General features: G+C 71.3%; 18 protein-coding genes. 8 read left to right on the forward strand and 10 right to left on the reverse strand.

Annotated elements, in window-relative coordinates; all coding sequences use genetic code 11:
* Window positions 1-258: 258 nt before the first annotated feature.
* Both JKJ07_RS38655 and JKJ07_RS38660 read left to right on the forward strand, forming a co-directional pair.
* Window positions 259-1,305, forward strand: coding sequence for a TolB-like translocation protein (locus JKJ07_RS38655; protein WP_202996956.1), 1,047 nt, complete (start codon window positions 259-261; stop codon window positions 1,303-1,305).
* A 95-nt stretch (window positions 1,306-1,400) separates the two neighbouring features.
* Complete coding sequence (locus JKJ07_RS38660) at window positions 1,401-1,979, forward strand: hypothetical protein (protein WP_202996958.1); 579 nt, start codon at window positions 1,401-1,403, stop codon at window positions 1,977-1,979.
* A 136-nt stretch (window positions 1,980-2,115) separates the two neighbouring features.
* Here JKJ07_RS38660 and JKJ07_RS38665 read toward each other — a convergent pair whose 3' ends face one another.
* Window positions 2,116-2,700 carry an RICIN domain-containing protein gene (locus JKJ07_RS38665; protein ID WP_202996960.1) on the reverse strand — a complete coding sequence of 195 codons (585 nt, stop codon included), beginning with the start codon at window positions 2,698-2,700 and terminating at the stop codon, window positions 2,116-2,118.
* 160 nt (window positions 2,701-2,860) lie between these two features.
* Here JKJ07_RS38665 and JKJ07_RS38670 point away from each other — a divergent pair, with 160 nt between their 5' ends.
* Window positions 2,861-5,059 carry an XRE family transcriptional regulator gene (locus JKJ07_RS38670; RefSeq protein ID WP_202996961.1) on the forward strand — a complete coding sequence of 733 codons (2,199 nt, stop codon included), beginning with the start codon at window positions 2,861-2,863 and terminating at the stop codon, window positions 5,057-5,059.
* Window positions 5,060-5,095: 36 nt separating this feature from the next.
* Here the strand turns inward: JKJ07_RS38670 and JKJ07_RS38675 are convergent, their stop codons facing one another.
* The 3 genes from JKJ07_RS38675 to JKJ07_RS38685 all read right to left on the reverse strand — a co-directional run bounded on the left by JKJ07_RS38675 (window position 5,096) and on the right by JKJ07_RS38685 (window position 9,040).
* On the reverse strand, window positions 5,096-5,575 hold the full coding sequence (locus tag JKJ07_RS38675) for an SRPBCC family protein (RefSeq protein WP_202996963.1): 480 nt from the start codon (window positions 5,573-5,575) through the stop codon (window positions 5,096-5,098).
* Between the two features lie 35 nt (window positions 5,576-5,610).
* Window positions 5,611-8,412 (reverse strand): AfsR/SARP family transcriptional regulator, encoded by a 2,802-nt coding sequence (locus JKJ07_RS38680; protein WP_202996965.1) that lies wholly within the window; start codon window positions 8,410-8,412, stop codon window positions 5,611-5,613.
* Window positions 8,413-8,593: 181 nt separating this feature from the next.
* Window positions 8,594-9,040 carry a MarR family winged helix-turn-helix transcriptional regulator gene (locus JKJ07_RS38685; protein WP_202996968.1) on the reverse strand — a complete coding sequence of 149 codons (447 nt, stop codon included), beginning with the start codon at window positions 9,038-9,040 and terminating at the stop codon, window positions 8,594-8,596.
* Between the two features lie 53 nt (window positions 9,041-9,093).
* Between JKJ07_RS38685 and JKJ07_RS38690 the strand changes: the two genes are divergently transcribed.
* The gene (locus JKJ07_RS38690) at window positions 9,094-11,109 is read left to right on the forward strand and encodes an MMPL family transporter (RefSeq protein ID WP_202996970.1); all 2,016 of its coding nucleotides are present in this window, start codon (window positions 9,094-9,096) and stop codon (window positions 11,107-11,109) included.
* 15 nt (window positions 11,110-11,124) lie between these two features.
* Here JKJ07_RS38690 and JKJ07_RS38695 read toward each other — a convergent pair whose 3' ends face one another.
* The 5 genes from JKJ07_RS38695 to JKJ07_RS38715 form a co-directional block, all read right to left on the reverse strand.
* Entirely contained in the window at window positions 11,125-11,784 is a 660-nt protein-coding gene (locus JKJ07_RS38695) for a response regulator (protein ID WP_307834629.1), read from the reverse strand.
* On the reverse strand, window positions 11,781-12,884 hold the full coding sequence (locus JKJ07_RS38700; RefSeq protein ID WP_202996971.1) for a sensor histidine kinase: 1,104 nt from the start codon (window positions 12,882-12,884) through the stop codon (window positions 11,781-11,783). Before JKJ07_RS38700 ends, JKJ07_RS38695 begins: the two co-directional genes overlap by 4 nt.
* Window positions 12,885-12,945: 61 nt before the next feature.
* On the reverse strand, window positions 12,946-15,162 hold the full coding sequence (locus JKJ07_RS38705) for an MMPL family transporter (protein ID WP_202996972.1): 2,217 nt from the start codon (window positions 15,160-15,162) through the stop codon (window positions 12,946-12,948).
* A gap of 389 nt (window positions 15,163-15,551) precedes the next feature.
* Entirely contained in the window at window positions 15,552-16,262 is a 711-nt protein-coding gene (locus JKJ07_RS38710) for a hypothetical protein (RefSeq protein WP_202996973.1), read from the reverse strand.
* Window positions 16,263-16,401: 139 nt separating this feature from the next.
* Window positions 16,402-17,100 carry an SDR family NAD(P)-dependent oxidoreductase gene (locus tag JKJ07_RS38715; RefSeq protein WP_202996974.1) on the reverse strand — a complete coding sequence of 233 codons (699 nt, stop codon included), beginning with the start codon at window positions 17,098-17,100 and terminating at the stop codon, window positions 16,402-16,404.
* Between the two features lie 87 nt (window positions 17,101-17,187).
* Here JKJ07_RS38715 and JKJ07_RS38720 point away from each other — a divergent pair, with 87 nt between their 5' ends.
* Complete coding sequence (locus JKJ07_RS38720) at window positions 17,188-18,033, forward strand: helix-turn-helix domain-containing protein (RefSeq protein WP_202996975.1); 846 nt, start codon at window positions 17,188-17,190, stop codon at window positions 18,031-18,033.
* 139 nt (window positions 18,034-18,172) lie between these two features.
* The gene (locus tag JKJ07_RS38725; protein WP_202996976.1) at window positions 18,173-18,589 is read left to right on the forward strand and encodes a hypothetical protein; all 417 of its coding nucleotides are present in this window, start codon (window positions 18,173-18,175) and stop codon (window positions 18,587-18,589) included.
* A gap of 21 nt (window positions 18,590-18,610) precedes the next feature.
* Here the strand turns inward: JKJ07_RS38725 and JKJ07_RS38730 are convergent, their stop codons facing one another.
* Window positions 18,611-19,192, reverse strand: coding sequence for a TetR/AcrR family transcriptional regulator (locus tag JKJ07_RS38730; protein WP_202996977.1), 582 nt, complete (start codon window positions 19,190-19,192; stop codon window positions 18,611-18,613).
* Between the two features lie 65 nt (window positions 19,193-19,257).
* Between JKJ07_RS38730 and JKJ07_RS38735 the strand changes: the two genes are divergently transcribed.
* Window positions 19,258-19,956 (forward strand): alpha/beta hydrolase, encoded by a 699-nt coding sequence (locus tag JKJ07_RS38735; protein ID WP_202996979.1) that lies wholly within the window; start codon window positions 19,258-19,260, stop codon window positions 19,954-19,956.
* Entirely contained in the window at window positions 19,953-20,342 is a 390-nt protein-coding gene (locus JKJ07_RS38740) for a nuclear transport factor 2 family protein (protein WP_202996981.1), read from the forward strand. The genes JKJ07_RS38735 and JKJ07_RS38740 overlap by 4 nt, the downstream gene beginning before the upstream one ends.
* Window positions 20,343-20,385 lie beyond the last annotated feature (43 nt).

The raw sequence follows: 20,385 nt of genomic DNA on the forward strand, positions 1-20,385 counted from the left end.
AGCGGTATCGACAGGCGCTTCTTGCAACACAGCGGTCACAGCGCGGCCATGCCAGGCTCAGATCCAACTATCGGACGACATCCGAGATCGCACACGCGGGCACCCTGCAAGGCTAGAACTACTGGACGGCTGTTCGGACGAATCAGCAGCGGCGATCGTAGCCGTCGAGATCCACCACCGATACCCCGTCCCGGACCCGCGGGCTTCGGCCGTTCGTCCAGGTTCTTTCCGGACCGCCGGCGTGGAACAGTGACTTCCATGGATGCGCTTGGTGCCGCCCTCGCCGTCACCGCCCTCGTCGCCGGCCTGACCGGACCGCCGGCAGGCAACCAGACCGTGCTGCTGACCCCGGCCAACAGCTACCCGGGCGCGGTCAGCCCCGACGGCCGCTACGTGGTGTTCGAGTCGGGCGCGGCGCTGGTCCCGGACGACACCAACAACGCGTACGACGTCTTCGTCCGCGATCGCCGCACCGGGACGACCTCGCTGGTCAGCGTGGCCACGACAGCCGGCAGCGGCTCCGGAACGATCAGCGCCGACGCGCGGTACGTGGCGTTCTGGTCCCGGGACTTCGGCGTGAGCGTGCGCGACCGCCGGACCGGCACCACCCGCGACATCGACGCCGACGGTTTCGAGCCGGCGATCAGCGCCAACGGCCGCTACGTCGTGTTCTCCGGCCCGAGCGCCGGCCCGTTCGACATGATCCGCTACGACCTCGCGACCGGCGCCACCGACCGCATCCCCACCGGCCTGCTCCCCGACCCGATCGACGGCAACGGCCCCCAGCCCCATGTCAGCGCCGACGGCCAGATCGTCGCCTACACCGGAGCCGAGGGCGTGGTCACCGCGCACAACTTCCGCACCGGCACGACCCGGACCTTCGGCACCGGCCGGGCGGGCGCGATCAGCGGCGACGGCCGTACGGTGGTCTGGTCCGACGGGTCGAACGTCTACGCCAACAACCGGCTGGTCAGCGTGGCCGTCGGCGGCGGACCCGGAGACGGCCCGAGTTACGGCTGGATGACCGCGAGCCACGACGGCCGCCTGATCGGCTTCGGGTCGGTCGCCACCAACCTGGTGCCCGCCGACACCAACGGCTACCTCGACGTCTTCGTCCGCGACATGCGCACCCACCGCACGATCCGAGCAAGCGAATCCCGTACGGGCGGCAACGCCAACGGGGAAAGCCTGGCCCCGGTCATCAGCGCCGACGGCCGCGTATTGGTGTTCGCCTCGTTCGCCGGCAACATCACCGAAACCGGTCTCGGTGGCGACCAGTGGTTGTATGCCCGCACGCTGAGGTGAGCCGAATGTACGCCGCATATGCGATGTGTTCGTAGTTTGCTGCCGTCAGGCACCGGCCTGCGTTTCCGACAGGAAGAAGACACCGGACCATGATGGTGAAAAAGACTCTGTACGGCGGGCTGGTCGCGTCGCTGACGGCCGGGCTGCTGGCCGCGGTGGCCGCGCCCGCGTCGCCGGCATTCGCGATCTGCGACGGACCGAAATACCGATACACCACGACGAACAAGAGCCTCGTGCTGATGCCGGGCAGCTACAAGACCGCCTGGGCCGACCCCGGCGCCACCGTCACGTACGCCAAGGGCAAGACGACGGGGTGGACGGTCGGCGGCACATTCACCGCGAAGGCGGAGGCCGGCATCATCTTCGCCAAGGCCGAAACGTCACTGGCCATCTCGGTGACGTATTCCTGGTCGAACACGACCACGCAGACCATCTCGCAGAAGGTGCCGAAGGGTAAACGGCAGGGCCGGCTGCGCCTCTATTCCGACGGCTACCGATACAAGGTGACCAAGTATCAGCTCAAGGCGCCGTGCAACTACGTGAAAATCAAGTCCGGCTGGCAGACCGCGCCCAAGAAGAAGGCCGACACGTCGGTCGTCATGGAATACCGCAAGAAGCCACCGGTCGGCAAGGCCGCCGCCGACATCACCCCTCAGGCGATTCCGGTCGGATAGCCGCAGACAGCGACGCCTCGCCAACCCCCAGTGGCGAGGCGTCGCGAACGGGCCGGCCCAGCGGTCAAGTCCGGAGCAGCCACCCGGCACGGCACCCCCCGTCCCTGAGAGCCGTGCCGGGAACCGACGGCCAGGGCTAAAGGATGTTCCAGCGCTGGTTCCAGTTGGAGGAGTTGTTGAGGTTGCAACTCCACACCTGCAGCGGGGTGCCGCTGTCGTAGCTCGGCCCGGTGGCGTCCAGGCACAACTGCGTGGCCTTGCCGATGGTGTAGTAGTTCACCAGGATGCCGTGATTGTTGCCGCTTTCCACCCGCAACCAGATCCACTTCTGGTTGTCGAAGCCGCTGTTACAGCCGTATTCGTAGACGGGGCTGCCGTTGCCCGCCGGGGTGTCCAGCGACATGTCCAGGCACAATTGCGAGTTCTTGTTCCTGAACATGAGCAGGTTGTTGCCGTTGTAGGTGCCCGCCGTGCTGATTGTCCACATCTGGTGGCTCGGAACGGGGTTCTCCTTCAGCCAGATCACCGCCCGGCTCCTGTCCTGGATCGGGCCGCGCGCGTCCAGCACCACCGGGCCGATGCTCGAGCCGGGCGGCGGCTTGACGCTGATCCACACCGTTCGCAGATCGGCGGCCGATGCCGGCGCGCTGCCCGCCAGCAGCGCGCCGAGCATGACCCCCGTGGCCGCCAAAGCCGTGATCGCCCTGGTCAGTAGCTTCACTGTGCCCCCTCGTGACGTTCGATCCCTGCCCGAGAGATTCAAGAGCAAAAGCCGCCCGTACGGTCCGGATCGCGACGGACACCGAACACATAGGACATCGACGCTGGTAAGTTGCGGGCGCGAACGTGTTCGGACCGGACGACACCGGACGGGGAGGATCATGAGCGAGCCCCAGGACGGGCCGGTGGCGGCGTTCTGTGCCGACCTGCGGCGGCGGTGGCGCGAGTCGGGGCGCGAGCTGGTCGCCGTGGCGCGCGAGATCAAGATCAGCCGAACCCAGCTGTACGCGATCCTCAACGGCGACATCAAGCGCCCGCCCGACTTCGACGGCGTGGTCGAGCCGTTGCTGCGGGCCTGCGGGGCCGGCCCGGACGAAGTGGCCGTCTGGCGGCAGCGCCACGAGGTGCTGACCGGCGTGCACGCCGAGATCCGCCGCCGCCGGCCGCCCGCCCGGCTCGTACCCGCCCAGCTGCCCGCCGACCTGGGCGTATTCCACGGACGGCACGCGGCGCTGGCCGCACTCGACGCCGCCACCGCGCCGGTGGTCACCATCAGCGGCGTGGCCGGCGTCGGCAAGACCGCGCTGGCCGTGCACTGGGCGCACCGGGCCGCCGGCCGCTACCCGGACGGCCAGCTCTACGCCGACCTGCGCGGCTTCGACCGCGACGAGCCCGCCGACCCGGCCGAGGTGATTCGGACGCTGCTCGACGGGCTCGGCGCGGAGCCCGGGCAGATCCCGGCCGGCCGCGACGGCCAGGCCGCCCTGTTCCGCACGCTGACCAGCGGCCGCCGCCTGCTCGTCGTGCTGGACAACGCACGCGATGCCGCTCAGGTCCGGCCGTTGCTGGCCGCCGGCCCGGGCGTGCGGACGCTGATCACCAGCCGGGACAGATTGACCGCGCTGGTCGCCGGGACAGGCGCCGACCCGATCCGGCTCGACCCGCCGGAACCCGATGAGGCGGTCGCGCTGCTGCAGCGGCGGGCGCCGATCGAGGCCGGCGCGGCCGCAACGATCGTCGCCGGGTGCGGGCGTCTGCCGCTCGCCCTGGCGCTGGTCGCCGCGCGCGTACGGCAGTCCGGGTTCAGCACTCCGGCGGCCGGGCTGGACGACGTACGGGCGGTGTTCTCCTGGTCGTACGACGCGCTCGGGGCGGACGCGGCCCGGCTGTTCCGGCTGCTCGGGCCGGCCGCCGGGGACGACATCGCCTTGCCCGCGGCGGCCGCGCTGGCCGGGCTCGAACCGATCGAGGCGCGGCCGCTGCTGCGTGAGCTCGTCGACGCCAGCCTGCTGTCCGAGCCCGCGCCGGGGCGGTTCCGGCTGCACGACCTGCTGCGCGCGTACGCCCGGGAACTGGCCGGGGCGGACGAGCGCCGGGCCGCCCTGACCCGGCTGCTGGATCACTACACGCACACCGCGTACCAGGCCGAACTGGCGCTGAATCCGGCCCGGGCGCCGATCATGCTGGCCCTGGAGTCGCCGCCCGACGAGACCCGGCCCAAGCAGCGCGTCGACATCAAGGCGGCCCTCGAATGGCTCGGCACCGAGCGGGCGGTGCTGATGGCGGCGCTGCGCCAGGCCGCCGACGAGGGCCTGGACCGGCGGGCGTGGCAGCTCGGCTGGGCCCTGGACACGTTCCTCTACCAGAACAAGCACTGGCAGGACGAGGACGCGGCCTGGGCGGTGGCGTTACGCGCGGCCACCGCGCTGGTCGATCAGCCGGCCGCGGCCCAGGCGCACCGGTTCCTGGCCGTGGTCGCCGGGCGCCTCGAGCGTTTCGGCGACGCCGACGAGCACATGCTGCGCTCGGCCGAGCTGTGCCGCCAGGCCGGCGACGACGAGGGCGCGGCCGAAACCGAGTTCATGCTCTCGTACGTGTGCTGGCTGCGCGGCGACCACGACGGCGCGCTGGCCCACGCCGAACGGTCGCTCCAGCAGTGGACTTCGCTCGGCGATCCGCTCTGGGCGGCCAAGGCCGGCAACGCCGTCGCCTGGTATCACGCGCAGCTCGGCGACCACCCGCGCGCGGTCGCGCACTACGAGGCGGCGCTGAGCTGGTTGCGGGACGCCGGGGATCAGCCGGACGAGGCCGTCGTGCGGCACGGCCTCGGCCTGGTCCGGCTCGCGCAGGGCGACCACACCGGCGCGGCCGAGCAGCTGCACGCCGGGCTGGATCTGGTCCGCCGGCTGGACGATCCGCTGATGGAGGCCCAGCTGGCGCTCAGCCTCGGCGACGTACTCCGCGCGGCCGGCGATCCAGCGGCCGCACGCCCGGAGTGGGAACGCGCGCACGCGTTGCTGACCGCGGCCGGCCACCCGCAGGCCGCGGACGTCGCCCGCAAACTCGCCGCGGCGCGCTAGGGTCCGTGCCCACTCGAGGCGGTCCGCCACGACACCTCAACGAGGGCCAGACCGCGCCGCAAGATCGCGTTCCACATCTCGCGCCACGGCACGCAGGGTGGCCGCGAAACCCAGTCGCCCGGCAAGCGACAACACCGGCCCGGCGAGCCTGGTGAGGGAGCGGGGCGAGACGGTCACCTCCTCGAACCAGACCACCCGGCAGCGCCGGTCCGCCAGCGGCGTCACCGAGAACCAGGCCCGGCCGTGCACGACCCGGCCCGACTTGACGACCTCGCACCGCCCCGGCCGGTCGCCCGCCGGCGCCTGCCAGGCGACCACGGTCATCGGGTCGTCGAACGCCAGCGGACCCACGCCGGTGCGGGCCACGAATCCGGCGCCCACACCCTCGGCCGGCCCCGGCACTGTCCGCACCACGGTCAACGGCGCCCAGTCACCGTGCCGCGGCCAATCCACCAGGGCGCCCCAGACGGCCTCGGCGGGGGCGTCAACCTCTTGCACAACGGTGAAGCGGGCCATCAGCCGACTCTATAACCGGCCGCCCGGCCCGGCCGTCAGCGTGCCGGCCGCATGCTGTGGTCGACGCCGGGCAGGGCGTCCAGCCGGTCCCGGACGCCTTGCGCGTCGGTGTGGTCGAGGTCGACGAAGATGCGCAGCGCGTCGGTCCATTCGCCGCGCGCCGCCGCGGGATTGCCGGCTGCCTCGTGCGTGTCGCCGAGATGGACCAGGATCTGCGCCTCGGCCAGCCGGTCGCCGATGTCGCGTGTCAGGTCCACGCTGCGCCGGTAGCACTCCTTTGCCTCGTCGTACCGGCCGAGGTGGTGATGGGCGTGGCCGATGGTGTCCCACACGTCGGCCTGCCCGCGCTTGTCGCCGACCCGCCGGTTCACCGCGAGCGACCGTTGCCCGTACTCGATGGCTTGATGATGGTCCCCGCCGAGGGTGCTGTGCCAGGCCATGCTGCTCAGCGCCACGGCCTGTCCGCGCAGGTTCCCGGCGTCCTCGTAGAGCGCGAGGGCCTCGCGGGCATGCACCAGGGCCTGTGCGTGCTGGTGCTCGATGCCGTTGATGACCGCCAAGGTGTTGTGCACGAACGCCTGGCCGCCGCGGTTGCCGGAGCGAACGCTCAGCTCCAGGGCGTGGCCCAGATGAGCGCGGGCCACCTCGAGCCGGCCGAGGATGATGTTGGCCCGCGACAGGCTCCGGTGGGCGCCGGCCAGTGGTTCCTCGCCCAGGCGCTCCGCCCCTCCGAGCGCGACCGTCCAGGCCTCGAGCCGGTCGTGGCGGTGCCCGCCGCGGAAGAGGTAGGTGTCGAGCGCCCAGGCGAGCTGCCAGGCACTCGCGTCCCGCCCGGAGGCGGCCGCGTTCCGGGCGACGGCCAGCAGCGCCGGCCGTTCGGCGGCGAACCAGGCCAGGGCTTGCCGATGGTCGGTGAAGACATCCGGATGGGAGCCGGTGTCCGGCGGCAGCGGCACGTTGATCGGGTCGCGGGCCGGATAGAGCAACCGGTCCGCGGCGTGCGCGGTGCGGGCGTAGTAGTCGATCAGGCGGCCGGTCGCGGCGTCACGATCGGCGTCGGAGTCGTGGACGGCTGTCAGGTCGCCGGCGTACACGCGCACCAGGTCGTGCCACGAGTATCGGCCCGGGGAGCGCTCGGTGAGCAGGCTGGCCTGGGTCAGCTCGCTCAGGAGCCGCCGGGCGTGCGCGGGGCGGTGCTCGGCGAGCGCGGCCGCGGCGGCCGGCGCGACGTCCGCCCCGGGATGCAGGCTCAGCAGCCGGAACAGCTGCTGCGCGGCGCCGCTCAGCGCGGCATAGGACCACGAGAACACCGCCCGCACCTGCACCGCCGGGTCGCCGGTGTCCAGGGCGTCCAACCGGTCGTCCGCCCCGGCGAGCTCACCGGCCAGCGCGGCCAGCGGGAAGTCGTTCTGCCGGGCCCGGGCCGCGGTGATGGCCAACGCGATCGGCAGGCGCGCACAGGAGGCGATGATGCTGTTCACCGCGTGCGGTTCCCGGCGGGTCCGGGTGGTGCCGAGCCGGCGGCTGAGCAGGTCACGAGCCTCCGGGAGGGACAGCACACCCAGTGTCACCGGATGAGCGCCCACGGTCGCCACCAGCCCGGTGAGACGGTTGCGTGAGGTCACCACGACCTGGGTCCCGGCCGTGGCCGGCAGCAGCGGGCGGACCTGCTCGGCATCCCGGGCGTTGTCGAGCACGATGAGGATCCGCTTGCCGGACAGCAGGCTGCGGTAGAGCCCCGCTTGGGCATCCAGGCCGGCGGGTATGCGGCCGGTGGGCACACCGAGGGCGTCGAGGAAGCCGCGCACGGCGTCGGCGGGATCCATCGGCCGACCGGACAGGTCGAACCCGCGAAGATTCACGTACAGCTGGCCGTCGGGGAAGTGGTTCGCGACCCGGTGCGCCCAATGCACCACCAGGGTGGTCTTGCCGACCCCGGCCACACCGGAGACGGCGATGACCGGCGTCCCGGACCCCGCCTCCGGACTGCCCGGCGCGGCGGTCCGCAGGAGGCTGTCGAGCTGTGCCAGCTGGTCGTCGCGGCCGACGAAGCCGGAGACGTCGGCGGGCAAATGCGCCGGTGCGGCCTCGGCCGGGGCCGCGGGGGCCGGCGTGGGTGGCGCCTCGCCCCGCAGGATCGACCGGTAGATCTTCTGCAGCTCGGCGCTCGGATCGGCACCGAGCTCCTCGAGCAGCTTCCGGCGTACGACGTCGTAGTAGGACAGCGCCTCGGCCGGCTGGCCCGCCGCGAACAGCGCCTCGATCACGACCGCGGCCAGCGCCTCGTTGAGCGGATGGTCCCGAGCCAGGTCACCGAGAACCGTGACGACGCCGGCCGGGTTCGTTGTCAGCTCGGCCCGGCCCCAGGCCACTGAGGCCGCCAGATGTTCGCGCCGCCACGCCTGCCGGGCCTGCTCGGCCCATGCTCCGCGCATACCGGCCAGGGGTTCCCCGCGCCACAGCCCGATGGCCTGGCGCAGCGGCTCCGGCCCGCCCGAGGCGGCGAGATGCCGGAAACGGTGCAGATCGACCCGCAGCGGATCGACACCGAGCAGGTAGGAGCCACCCTTGCGGTCCAGAGTAATCACTCGATCACCCGGTGTCGCCGCCTGCTCGAGCATCCGCCGGATCCGGGTGATGTGCGCCTGCAGCGTCGGGCGGACAGCGCGCGGTGGCTCCGGCCCCCACACCCGCTCGATCAGCGTGCCGACGAGAACGGGCCGGCCGGCGTCCACCAGCAGAGCCGCCAGGACCGCCCGCTGCCGTGGCTGACCGGCGTCGACGCGCCGCCCGCCGGACCCCACCTCGACCGGGCCCAGCAGCTGAAACTCGATCACGTCACTCCCGCCCACTTGCCTCGAACCGCAAGGATTTCACAAGCGAGCCGCAGGCAGGCATCAGCGATCCTGGATGAGGACGTCGCAACGGGGGTCGGTGATCGCAGACAGCGATCGACCGCTGACGCCGCCGGGTCAGCCGTCGTCGATCTCGCAGTCGTTTGCCGGCATCGTCACCTCGTCAGACCTGGCGGTCGGACGAGGTGACGATGCGCAGCAGGGTGTTCAGCTGTCCGGCCTGCTCCCGGGTCAGCCCGAGAGACTTCTCGACGCCCGCGACCTCCGCCGCGCACTGGTGCAACATCTCGCGACCGGCCGGGGTCAGCCGGGCCGGGACCCGATGGCCCTGCCCGGCCGAGTCGTCCCGTTCGATGTAACCGAGCCGCGCCAGCGACGCCAGCAGATCACTCATCGACTGCGGCGTCACCAGCACCGCCCGGGCGACCTCACCGTTCGACAAACCCGGGTGCAGGTCGAGCTCGAGCAGGACCCCGAACTGGGTGGGTGAGAGCCCGAGCCGGCCGAACGCCGCCCGGAAGCGCCGGGCCACGACGTGGCTGGCCTGCACCAACGTCCACGCCGTAAGGTTCTCGGGCGCCGGTCCCGGCCACACTTGTTCGACGCTCACCCCCCGCATCGTAGAAGCCCGGCCAGGTATCAGGAGCCTGATACCTTGGAGCGATGAACGCCGTCGCGCGCTTCGTGGTCCGGCATCGCCGGTGGGTCCTGCTCGCCTGGCTGGCATTGGCCCTGGCCGGTGGTTTCGCGGCGCCCAAGGCCACGGCCGCGCTGACCTACGACTTCTCCCTGCCCGGGCAACCGGGATACGAGACCAATCGGGCCATCCAGCAGCAGTTCGGCTCGGGCGGTGACGCGCTGCCGATCCTGCTGGTCGACGAACGGCCCTCCGCCGAGCGGGCGGACAACCTGGCCTCGGCGGTCGAGCAGGCGCTGCCGGGGGCGAGCGTCGTGTCGTACGCCGACGAGAAGGCCTTGCAGTCGGCCGACGGCCGGACCGGCGTGGTCGTGGTCTACCCCAAGATCGTGCCGGGCCCGGAGCCGTATGTGGCCGCGCTGCCCGTCCTGGAGGAACTGGCCGCGGCCCAGCAGGTGACCGTGACCGGCAAGGACGCACTGGCCGCGGAGGGCGGCGGTGATCAGGGCGCCGATGTGCTGATCGAGACGATCTTCGGCGGGGCCGGCGCGCTGATCGTGCTCCTGGTGGTGTTCGGCTCGGCCCTGGCGTTGATGCCGCTGCTGATCGCGGCCGCGTCGATCCTCACGACCTTCCTGATCGTGTGGGGCCTGACCGGGCTCACCGACATCTCGTTCATCGTGCAGTTCCTGCTGGCGCTGATCGGGCTGGGCGTGGCGATCGACTACGCCCTGCTGATCGTCACCCGGTGGCGCGAGGAACGCGGCCGCGGCGCCGACCCCGCTGAGGCGGTGCATCGCGCGATGGCCACCGCGGGCCGCTCGGTCTTCTTCTCCGGCGTCACCGTCGCGGTCAGCCTGGCCGCCCTCATCGCCTTGCCCGTCCCGTTCCTGCGCAGCGTCGGCTTCACCGGGCTGCTCATCCCGGTGATCAGCGTCCTGGCCGCGCTCACCCTGCTGCCCGCACTGCTAGTCACAGCCGGACGGCGACTGGACTGGCCGCACCGGCGCACGACCGATCCGGAAAGCCGGCTGTGGCGACGGATCGGCACGGCCGTGGTGCGGCACCGCTGGTGGGCGGCCGCCGGAGCCACCGTCGTGCTGCTCGCGCTGGCCGCTCCCGTGCTGACGATCCGTCTCGGACAGCCGACGAACGCCTCGCTCGCGTCCACCGGCGGCGACGCCGGGGCCGCGATCACCCGGGTGGACGACGCCGGCCTCGGCGCCGGACTGTCCACCCCGGTGGACATCCTGACCGGCGACCCCGCCGCCGCCCGGACGGCCGTGGCCGATCTGCCCGGAGTGGCCGCAGCAATCATCTGGCCCGGTGACTCCCTCGTACGCGCGTGGACGACCGCCGACACGTCGACCGAAGAAGGTGCGCAAGCGGCTGCGGCCATCCGATCGGCCGCCGAAGCCACCGGCGCACGGGTCGGCGGCGGGCCGGCCGGAGACGCCGATTTCATCGATGCCGTCTACGGCAACGCGTGGTGGGTGATCGGTCTCATCGTCGTGGTGACAGTCCTGCTTCTGATCCGGGCGCTGCGCTCGATCGTCCTGCCGGTCAAGGCACTGCTGCTCAATGTGGTCTCGCTGGGTGCGGCGTACGGGATCACGGTGTGGATCTGGCAGGACGGGCACGGTACCGAGCTGATGTTCGATCAGCAGGCGGCCGGGGCGATCACCACCTGGGTGCCGATCGCCGTGTTCGCCTTCCTGTTCGGCCTGTCCATGGACTACGAGGTCTTCCTGCTCGCCCGCATCCGGGAGGAACACGACGACGGTCACGACACCGACGAGGCAACGGTGCACGGCGTCGCCCGCACCGGCCGCCTGGTCACCTCGGCCGCGCTGATCCTGTTCCTGGCCTTCATCTCGCTGGCTCAGGTGCCCACCACCGAGGTCAAGATCCTGGCCACCGCACTCGCCCTGGGCATCGTCATCGACGCCACCATCGTGCGCGGCGTGCTCGCCCCGGCACTGGTCGCCGCCCTGGGCAAAGCCAACTGGTGGTCCTTGCCGCCGGTCCGCCGGCCGTCGTGAGGCGGCCGTGGCCGGCTATCTGCGCGGCTGAACGATCCCCGCGTCGTAAGCCATCACGATCGCGGCCGCGCGGTCGCGGGCCCCGAGTTTGCTGAAGACCGCGCTGACATGAGTTTTCACCGTCGTCTCGGCCAGGAACAGCTCCTCGGCGATCTCCCGGTTGGAGGAGCCGCGGGCCATCAGGCGCAACACCTCGAGTTCACGCTCGGTCAGAGTGGCGACGCGGCGGCCGTCCTCCCCGCCCGAGCCCGGCCGGGTCAGTTTCCGGAACGTGGCCAGCATCGGGCCCAGCAGTGTGCCGTCGATCCACGTGCCACCGGCCGCCACCGTCCGGACCGCCTCGATCAGATTTTCCGGCGTTGCGGACTTCAGCTCGAACCCCGCGGCCCCGGCGTCCACCGCCGACCAGAGCACGTCTTCCTCACCGAACGTGGTCAGCACGCAGACCGGGGGCCCGCCGGCCGCGCGTACCCTCCGGGTCGCCTCCACCCCCGAGACACCGGGCATCTGGACGTCCATGCAGATGACGTCGGGCCGGTGGTCGGCGACGGCCGCCACCACCTCGTCGCCGTCGCCGCACTCGCCGACGACCTGCATGTCCGGCTGGCTGCGCAGGATCAGCCCGAGCCCGGCACGGACCATCGGCTGGTCGTCGACCAGCAGCACGCGGATCACGACGTCACCCCGGCCAGGCGGCGCGGCAGGCTGACGTCGACGACCCAGCTGCCCGCCCGCGCCCCGGCCCGGAACACGCCGTCGATGGCCCCCACCCGGTGTTCCAGACTGATCAGGCCCAGGCCCGAGCCGGCCGGGGCGGCACCGAGGGCGTTCTCGACGCGCAGCACGACCTCGTCCGGTCCGACGTCGATGCGGACGGTCACCTCCGGGGTCGTCGCGTGCTTGGCCGCGTTGGTCAGCGCCTCGCGCAGGACGTCGCTGAGCACCATGCGCGGTGCCGCCGAGACACCGGCGAGGTCGCCCGCGACGACCAGGTCGACCCGCAGGCCGGCGTTCTGGTAGCCGGCCACCAGTCGTTCCACGTCGCCCGCCTCGCTCGCTGCCGGGGCGGGCGAGCCTTCATGCATCAGCATCAGAGCCTGGCGCAGCTCGTCCATGCCCCGGCGGCCCACCGCCTCGGCGTCGCGCAAGGCCTCGGCCGCGGTCTCGGGTGCGGAATCCAGGATCATGCGGGCTCCCGAGAGGTGCAGCAGGACCACGCTGAAGCTGTGGCCCACCAGGTCGTGCAGGTCGCGGGCCATCCGCTGGCGGTCCTCGGCCACTGCCGCCTCGGCGAGCCGGGTCCGGGTGCGATCGAGCTCGGCGATCAGCCGCCATTGCTGCCGTACGACGTGGCCGAAGGCCAGGCCGACGAGCAGCCCGCCGAACCAGAGCCAGGCACCGATCCGCCGGTGCCAGTCGCTCGCCTCGAACAGCAGCGGGAAGAACGGCGCCGCCAGGGTCAAGCCGATCGCCGTGGCGTCGAGCCGGCTGCGGCGGCCCGCGGCGACGACCGCCAGCGCGGCGGTCACGATGAGATAGCTGGTCTGAGTGACCTGGAACGCCTCACCGACCACAGTCGGCACGGCGACCCAGGCCAGCAGCAGCCAGCCGGGCATGGCAGGCCAGCAGGCCCGGACGACCAGCGCCGGGAAAAGGATCAACGCCGGGATCCAGCCCCACGACTCGGTGTAGGCGAACGTGAGCACTCCGGCGCCGAGGCCGAGCAAGGCAGCCGCCGCGGCGAACTGGTCGCGGCTGCGCAGGGGTGAGGGCATTCGAGCAATATAGGACAGCTTCACCAAGGGTCCCTTCGGCGCCGGACTGCGTCACGTGCGGTCAGCCCACCCGTTGCGGCTCACGGGCCTCACGTTCGGCCGTGGTGGAGAGGGCGCCACCGGTCTCGTCGAGCCCGGCCTTCTCGTGCAGCTTGCGGGCCCAGGCCGGCGCCCACCAGTTGGCCCGGCCGGCCATCTTCATCAGCGCCGGCACCAGCGTGGCCCGGACGAGGAACGCGTCGATCAGCACCGCGAGGCCGAGCCCGAGACCGAACATCTTCATGAACGTGACCCCGGCGGTGGCGAACGCGAAGAACGTGATCGACAGGACCAGGGCGGCGGCGGTGACGATCGGACCGGTACGGGCGATGCCGGCGACGATTGCGGCGCGGTTGTCGCCCGTCCGGTCGTACTCCTCCTTCATCCGCGCCAGCAGGAATACCTCGTAGTCCATCGAGAGGCCGAACGCGACCGCGAACATCAGCAGCGGCATCGAGACGTCGGTGAGCCCGGTCGAGGTGAAGTCGAGCACCCCGGCCAGGTTGCCGTCCTGGAAGATCCACACCATCACGCCGAGCATGGCAGTCAGGTTGAGCGTGTTGAGCAGGATCGCCTTGAGCGGGACCAGGAGACTGCCGAACATCAGGAACAGCAGGGCGAAGGTGGCCACGGCGATCCACAGCGCGGCCCACGGCGCGACCGCCGCGATGCCCGCCTTGGTGTCCACGAGTTCCGCGGTGCTGCCCCCGACCAGGGGGGCGAACGGCGCCTCGATGGCCCGCAGGCCGCGGACGACGTTCTCGGCCTCGCCGGAGATGGGCTGAACCGCCGGGAACACCTCGAGCCATTCACCGGTGCCGGCGGCGTACCGGGCGGCGTCGGGGGCGGGGCCGGCCGTTCGCTGCCCCGCGGTCCAGCTGCCGTAGCGGGTGCTGACCTGGGTGACGTCACCGACCCGTGAGGCTGCCGCGGCGTACGCCTCGATGTCGGTGCGGCTCTGGGCCCCCTCGACGACCACGGGCAGGGCCTCGTAGCCGAAGTCGCGCTGCGCCGCCTCGGTGGCCTGGCGCGCCGCGACGTCGGCGGGCAGGACCCGGGCGTCGGGGTTGCCGAACTTGGTGCCCAGCACGGGCGCCGAGAGCAGCAACAGGATCGCGACTGCCGCGCCGGTGACCAGACCCGGCCGGCGCAGCACACCCTCGGCGAGGGCAGCCCAGCGGCGCGAGCCGCCCTGGGCGTCACGGCGCATACCGGGCAGGCGCCACGCATTGACCCGGTGCCCCAGCAGCGCCAGGACCGCCGGCAGGATGATCACGGAGGCGAGGATCGCCACCAGCACCACGCCGACGCCGGCATAGGCGAACGAGCGCAGGAAGAACATCGGGAAGGCGATCAGCGACAGCAGCGCCACGGCCACGGTCACCCCGGAGAAGACCACCGTACGCCCGGCCGACTCCACCGTCCGGATGGTGGCCAGCCTGGGTTCGTGACCGGCGGCGAGCTCCTCGCGGAACCGGGAGACGATCAGCAACGAGTAGTCGATCGCCAGGCCGATGCCGAGTGCGGTGACCAGGTTGACGGAGAACACCGAGACGTCGGTGAACTGCGCGAACGCCCACAGCACGAAGAAAGCGCCGAAGACCGCGGCCCCACCGACGAGCAGCGGGAGCAGCGCCGCCACAACCCCGCGGAACACGATCAGGAGCAGCAGCAGAGTCAGCGGGATCGCGATCAGCTCGGCCCGCAACAAGTCCTCCTCGAGACCGTGCCCGAGTGCCGCGTCGACCGCCGCGGACCCGCCGACCTGCACGGTGACCGCGCCCCGGTCCCCTTCCAGGCTGTCCTGCACCCGGGCGACGGTGGCCTCGACCTCCGCCTCCGAGCCGCCGGCCCGCGCCATCACCAGGGCCGACCCGCCGCTCTCGGACCGCAGCGGCGGCGGCGAGCCGAGCAACCAGTACGAGGTCACCTCGTCGATGCCCGCCGTCGCGGTCAGCGCGTCCGACAGCGCCCGGCCCGCGGCGGCCGCCTCCGGCGCGTCGATGTCACCTCCTTGCGCCGTGACGACGAGCAGCAGATTGGGTGATCCCGCGCCCAGTTCCTCCTCGAGGATCACCCGGGCCCGGGCCGAGTCCGACGACGGGTCGTCGAAGCCACCGTTCTTCAAGGCCGTGAAGGCGCCGCTGCCGAGGATTGCGGTCAGCAGGACCACGGCGAGCGACACCAAGAGGGTTATTTTGGTCCGCCGGACGACGAGCCTGCCGAGTGCGGTGAACATGTGATCCTCCCCGCGGCCCGGGCGTTCCGAGCCGTACGAGGGAAAATTCTGTCGGCGGCGGAGCGCGCAGTCGTCGGAGCGCAGCACCTTTGCCGGCCGTCCCCCGGGCGGAACAGACAGCTGTTCCCTCCTCCTGCAGGAGGACCCCTGGTGCCTAGGTTGCCGGTGGCGGAAGGTCGTCTGTCACGTGACCCACGCCCCGGCTCGCATCCGGTCGCGAAACGCCGCGGCCGCCAGGCGAGATGCTCGCCCGGCGGCCAAGGATGTGTAAGTCACCCATCGGCATGGAGGATTGCGCGATAAATGCATCCCAAGGCGTTACTCAGATGCGTCTGATGCTGCTCCGAACGACCCGCTTGACGGCGCCGCCCGATATCGTGCTCGCGGCGTCAGTGCCCGCGCGGGTTGTTGCCCTGGTTGCCACCCGGGATGTTGCCCTGGTTGCCACCCGGGATGTTGCCCTGGTTGCCACCCGGGATGTTGCCGTGGTTCCCACGCGGGTTGTCGTCCCGGCCGTCACGGCCGTCGTTGTGGTTCCAGCCACCACGGCCGTCGTGGTCCCGGCCACCGCGGCCGTCGTTGCGGTCCCAGCCACCGTGGCGGCGGTCCCGGTCCCGCATCCAGTCGGACCGGTGCGAACCCGGGCGGAAGTGCCGGAACTGGCCCGGACGAACCTGGCGGAACTGGCCCGCCCAGACGGGACGGAACTGGGCCGGGAAGCCGCGGACGACCTGGAACGGCCGGCCGAAGCCGAACGAGCCCCAGTTGTCGTAGTCAGCAACCTCGAGCGCCCAGGCACCCCGCCGGGGACCGACACGAACGGCGTTGCAGTCGAAGTCGTCCCAGGCACCGCTCCGCTCGCCGTACATGCCGGCCAACTGGCAGGCCCGCAGCGAACGGTAGAAGCCGACGATCTGGCTTTCACCCCGCCACATGGTGTGGCCGGCCGTGACCTTGCTGTCGGCAGTCGCCGGACCGACCGGCCCGGCCGGGGCGGCCGGGGCGGCCTGGGCGGCCTGAGCCGGACCCATGCCAACGGTCAAAGCGGTGAGAACGCCGAACCCTCCCAGGGTCAGGGCGCGGGTGAGCTTGTTCATCATGGTCCTCTCGTCCTGTTTCATGGCGCCGTACGAGAGAACAAACCGGATTCAGCCGACACCGGACGTCGCGCTGACGGCTACCTTCAAGTGCTGAACAGGCCGTCGGCTTGTCAGTCGGTCGGTGGACCCTGGACGGGCCTCATGACCAGGTGATCTCGGTGTGGCGGTCGACGAGACGGCCGGACCGGTGGCCCGGGCCCTCGGTGGCCAGAGCCACGATCGCGTCGGTGCCCTCGGTCACCGTCTGCGGGCCGGAATGGCCGTTGAAGTCGGTCGCGGTGTAGCCGGGATCGGCCGCGTTGACCCGGATGCCGGGGAAAGCCTTCGCGTACTGGGTGGTCAGCATGGTCAGGGCCGCCTTGGACGCGGTGTAGACCGGCGCCAGATAGGCCGACTCGGGACGGGACGGGTCGTGGGTGGCCTCCAGAGAGCCCATCCCGCTGCTCACGTTGATGATCACGGGGTCGGGCGAGCGCCGCAGCAGCGGCAGGAACGCGGTCGTCGTGCGGACCACACCCGCGACGTTGACGTCCATGACGCCGAGAACCTCGCCGCCGGTCAGTGTGCCCGGTTCGCCGGCCGGCCCGTGGATGCCGGCATTGTTGATCAGAACGTCGACGGTCCCCTCGTGGGCCTGGACGTCGGCGGCCGCGGCGGCCACCGAGGCGTCGTCGGTGACGTCGATACGGACGAAACGCGCGCCGAGCTCGTCGGCCGCCAGTTTGCCGGCCCGTTCGTCGCGGGCGCCCAGCAGCACTGTGTGACCCGCCGCGACCAACCGGCGGGCCGTCTCGTAGCCGAGGCTCCGGTTGGCCCCGGTGATGAATGTTGTCGTCATGCGGTCTACCGTGCCCCGCGGTCACCGCGCCATCCAGGGAAAGGCACTACCACCCACCTGCGCCCCGGCCGCGGCAGAATCGACGGCATGAACGAGTTCGGCGCCACCCTCCGCGCCTGGCGCGACCGGATGTCCCCGGCCGTGGTGGGGCTTCCGGTCAGCCGCAACCGCCGGACCAAGGGCCTGCGTCGTGAGGAACTCGCCGAGCTCAGCGGGATCTCGGTGGACTACCTGGTCCGGCTGGAGCAGGGCCGTTTCACCACCCCGTCCGAGCAGGTCGCGGCGGCGCTGGCCCGGGCGTTGCAGCTGTCCGCCGCCGAGCGCGACCACCTCTATCGGCTCGCCGGGCTCAACGCTCCCGGCGCCGCCGAGATCACCGACCACATCCCCCCGAGCGTCCAGCGGGTGGTCCGGCGCCTCGATCACGCGGCGGTCGCGGTGTTCGCGGCCGACTGGCAGCTCATCTGGTGGAACCGCGGCTGGGCCGCACTGTGCGGCGATCCGTCGCGCGTGCCACCCCACCTGCGCAATTTCGCCCGCGACACCTTCCTCCCCGGCCCGGCCCAGCTCAGCGCCTACGGAGTCACGTCACTGGTGGCCGGAGCGCCACAGGCCGCCCTTGTCGCTGACCTGCGCCGGGCCACCGGCCGCTTTCCGGGCAGCCGCCGCCTGACCGCGCTGATCGACGAGCTCACGACGGGGAGCGAGACGTTCGCAAGGCTGTGGGTGGACGGCGTGGTCGGCGCCCACCGCACCGATCAGAAGATCATCGACCACCCGCTGGCCGGCCCGGTCGCGGTCGACTGCGACGTGCTCACCGACGGCGACGCGGACCTGAAGATCGTCATCATGAGCGCCGAACCCGACAGCGACGACGAGACAAAACTGCGCCTGGCTGTGCTGTCCGGAGCCGACGCCGTGCCGGGAACCTGAGGCCCCTTCTTGTGTCGCCGGCATGCACAGCCGGCGGCAGCCGCACGGCCACTGCTCCCGACGCGTATCTCAAGATCCGGTTGGGCTGTTGTTGCTGAAGAGGCCCTGAGGGCGGAGTCAGCAGTCGAGGAGAACAGCGATGGCACCCATCAAGCCGAGCGGCGTTTTTGCCCTGACGGTGGCCTGTGCGGCAGCCGTGTTCACGCCGGCGGTACCCGTGTCGGCCGCATCGGCTTCGGCGCCGGCCGAAGCAATCGTGCTGGAACGGACCGGCGGCTTCGCCGGGAAGCGCGACACTTTCGTGGTCGACCGTTCGACGGCTGACGGCCGAGGTCCGCTGCGCGTCGCCGGCAGCACCGAGTTCAAGTCGTTACGTGCCTCGTACCGGCCGCGGAATTCCTGCTGCGACCGTTACTCCTACCGAGTCACCGTCAGCTACCGCCACGGCCGGGTCAAGACAGTCACCGCCGTGCAGGGTGCCTCCGCCCCGAGGATCCTGTGGCGCACCATCGATGAGGTGCAGCACGTAGGGCGGCAGAATCCCGACGCGCACTGATGGTTGGCCGAGGCCGGCGTTTCACGATGCGCCGGTGGCGGTTCTGCCGGTGGCCGTCATAAGAGCGAGCGCTGCCAGGAAGTCGTCGAAGGCACGGTCGGCACGTGGCGTGTCACCGGTGGCCTCGATATCCATGATCAGGCCGCGGATGGCCGCCAGCACCAAGGTGGCGAGCTCGGGGCGGCCCACGGTACGCATGCCGTCCTCGAGGGGCTGGAGCCAGTCGGTGGTGGCCTCGCGTTTGAAGGTGGGCCACAACTGCTGCTCGGTGTCCTCGCGAAGTCTGCCGAACATGCTGAGATAGGGACGGCCCTCGGGGCCGGTCATGGCCTGCCATGCGCGCCGCAGCGTCACCAGGTAAGGCTCGTCCTGCCGCGCGGACAACAAACTGCCGTAGAACAGCCGCTGACGCTGCCGCGCCCGCCGCAGGGTCTCGTACAGCAGCGCGTCCCTCGTCCCGAAGTGATAGATCAGCATGCGGGTCGACGATCCGGACGCCTTCACGAAAGGCTCGAGCCGGTCGGGAAGCCCGTGGGCGAGCGCGTGATCGACACAGGCATTGAGGATGCGGTCGCGGATCTCGGGTTGCTTGTGACGGCCCACCCTCACACTTTTTCACGTAACTCCCGGTACGTCTAACGTGGGAATCAGCCGAGAAAGGGGCAGAGATGCGAGTGGTGTTCGTGCATGGCGCGTGTGTCCGGGACGGCGATTGGTGGTGGCACCTGACGTCCGACGCTTTGCGGAAGCGGGGTATCAGCAGCGTCGCCCCGGCGTTGCCGAGCTGCGGGGAGGCCGGCCGGCCCGCCGGAGCGGACGGTCCCGGCCTGCCGGAGGACGTGGCGGCGGTGCGGACGATCCTGGCCGAGAGCGACGAGCCGACCGTGGTCGTCGGACACAGCTATGGCGGGATCGTCGCGTCCGAGGCAGCGGTGGGCGTCGTGTCGGTGCGGCACATGGTGTTCGTGTCGAGCTATCTGCCCGAGCCGGGAGAGTCGCTGTCGACCTTCGGCGCTCCACAACCGCCGCCGTTCCTCGACTTCGACCTCGAGCGGGGCACGTTCGGCGCGGTGCCGAACCTGTTCACCGAGACGTTCGTCCAGGACTGCCCGCCGGAGATCGTACGCGAGGGTGCGGCCCGCCTCACCCGGCAGACGATCACGGTCACCCAGCAGCAGGTGCGGCAGGTGGCGTGGCACGACCTGCCGACCACGTACGTCGTATGCACCGATGACCGTGGCACTCCGGCTGCGGCGCAGCGCCGGTTCTCCCGTCGCGCCGACGAAGTCGTCGAACTTCCGACGGGCCACCACCCGTTCCTGTCACAACCGCAAGCCGTCGCCGACATCCTGACCGGCCTGTCATGACCACGGCGTCGGAGCTGGTACAGCGCATGTACGCGGCCTACAACCGCCGCGATGCCGACGGTCTGCTCGCCCTGCTGACCGATGACGTCGATTGGCCGGACGGCACCTCCCGGCTGCACGGCAAGGATGCGCTCCGCGGGTACTGGCTCGAGCAATGGACCCGGGTCCACACCCACGACGAGCCGGGCGAGCCGGTCGAGCTGGGCGCCGGACGCATCGCGGTGCAGGTCAACCAGACCGTCCGTACGCCGGAGGGGTCGGCCGTGTCGACGGCGCGCTTCGTCCATCTCTTTCAGCTCCGAGACGGGCTGACCGCCCGCATGGACATCGAACCGGAACGGCGGCGGCCGGCCGAGACAGAGCCGCCGCAGCAGGAGACGCTGTGACTCTTCTCCTCGCGGCTCCTGACGTTCTGTCATGCAACCGTCG

It is taken from the genome of Paractinoplanes lichenicola, from assembly GCF_016785085.1.
Classification (GTDB): domain Bacteria; phylum Actinomycetota; class Actinomycetes; order Mycobacteriales; family Micromonosporaceae; genus Actinoplanes; species Actinoplanes lichenicola.

What these genes read in the sequence shown, in the direction of transcription:
- JKJ07_RS38705 (WP_202996972.1), bottom strand. Translation starts at nt 15,162, where the DNA reads ATGTTCACCGCACTCGGCAGGCTCGTCGTCCGGCGGACCAAAATAACC.
- JKJ07_RS38670 (WP_202996961.1), top strand. Translation starts at nt 2,861, where the DNA reads ATGAGCGAGCCCCAGGACGGGCCGGTGGCGGCGTTCTGTGCCGACCTG.
- JKJ07_RS38740 (WP_202996981.1), top strand. Translation starts at nt 19,953, where the DNA reads ATGACCACGGCGTCGGAGCTGGTACAGCGCATGTACGCGGCCTACAAC.
- JKJ07_RS38655 (WP_202996956.1), top strand. Translation starts at nt 259, where the DNA reads ATGGATGCGCTTGGTGCCGCCCTCGCCGTCACCGCCCTCGTCGCCGGC.
- JKJ07_RS38725 (WP_202996976.1), top strand. Translation starts at nt 18,173, where the DNA reads ATGGCACCCATCAAGCCGAGCGGCGTTTTTGCCCTGACGGTGGCCTGT.
- JKJ07_RS38675 (WP_202996963.1), bottom strand. Translation starts at nt 5,575, where the DNA reads ATGGCCCGCTTCACCGTTGTGCAAGAGGTTGACGCCCCCGCCGAGGCC.
- JKJ07_RS38700 (WP_202996971.1), bottom strand. Translation starts at nt 12,884, where the DNA reads ATGCCCTCACCCCTGCGCAGCCGCGACCAGTTCGCCGCGGCGGCTGCC.
- JKJ07_RS38710 (WP_202996973.1), bottom strand. Translation starts at nt 16,262, where the DNA reads ATGATGAACAAGCTCACCCGCGCCCTGACCCTGGGAGGGTTCGGCGTT.
- JKJ07_RS38735 (WP_202996979.1), top strand. Translation starts at nt 19,258, where the DNA reads ATGCGAGTGGTGTTCGTGCATGGCGCGTGTGTCCGGGACGGCGATTGG.
- JKJ07_RS38690 (WP_202996970.1), top strand. Translation starts at nt 9,094, where the DNA reads ATGAACGCCGTCGCGCGCTTCGTGGTCCGGCATCGCCGGTGGGTCCTG.
- JKJ07_RS38720 (WP_202996975.1), top strand. Translation starts at nt 17,188, where the DNA reads ATGAACGAGTTCGGCGCCACCCTCCGCGCCTGGCGCGACCGGATGTCC.
- JKJ07_RS38715 (WP_202996974.1), bottom strand. Translation starts at nt 17,100, where the DNA reads ATGACGACAACATTCATCACCGGGGCCAACCGGAGCCTCGGCTACGAG.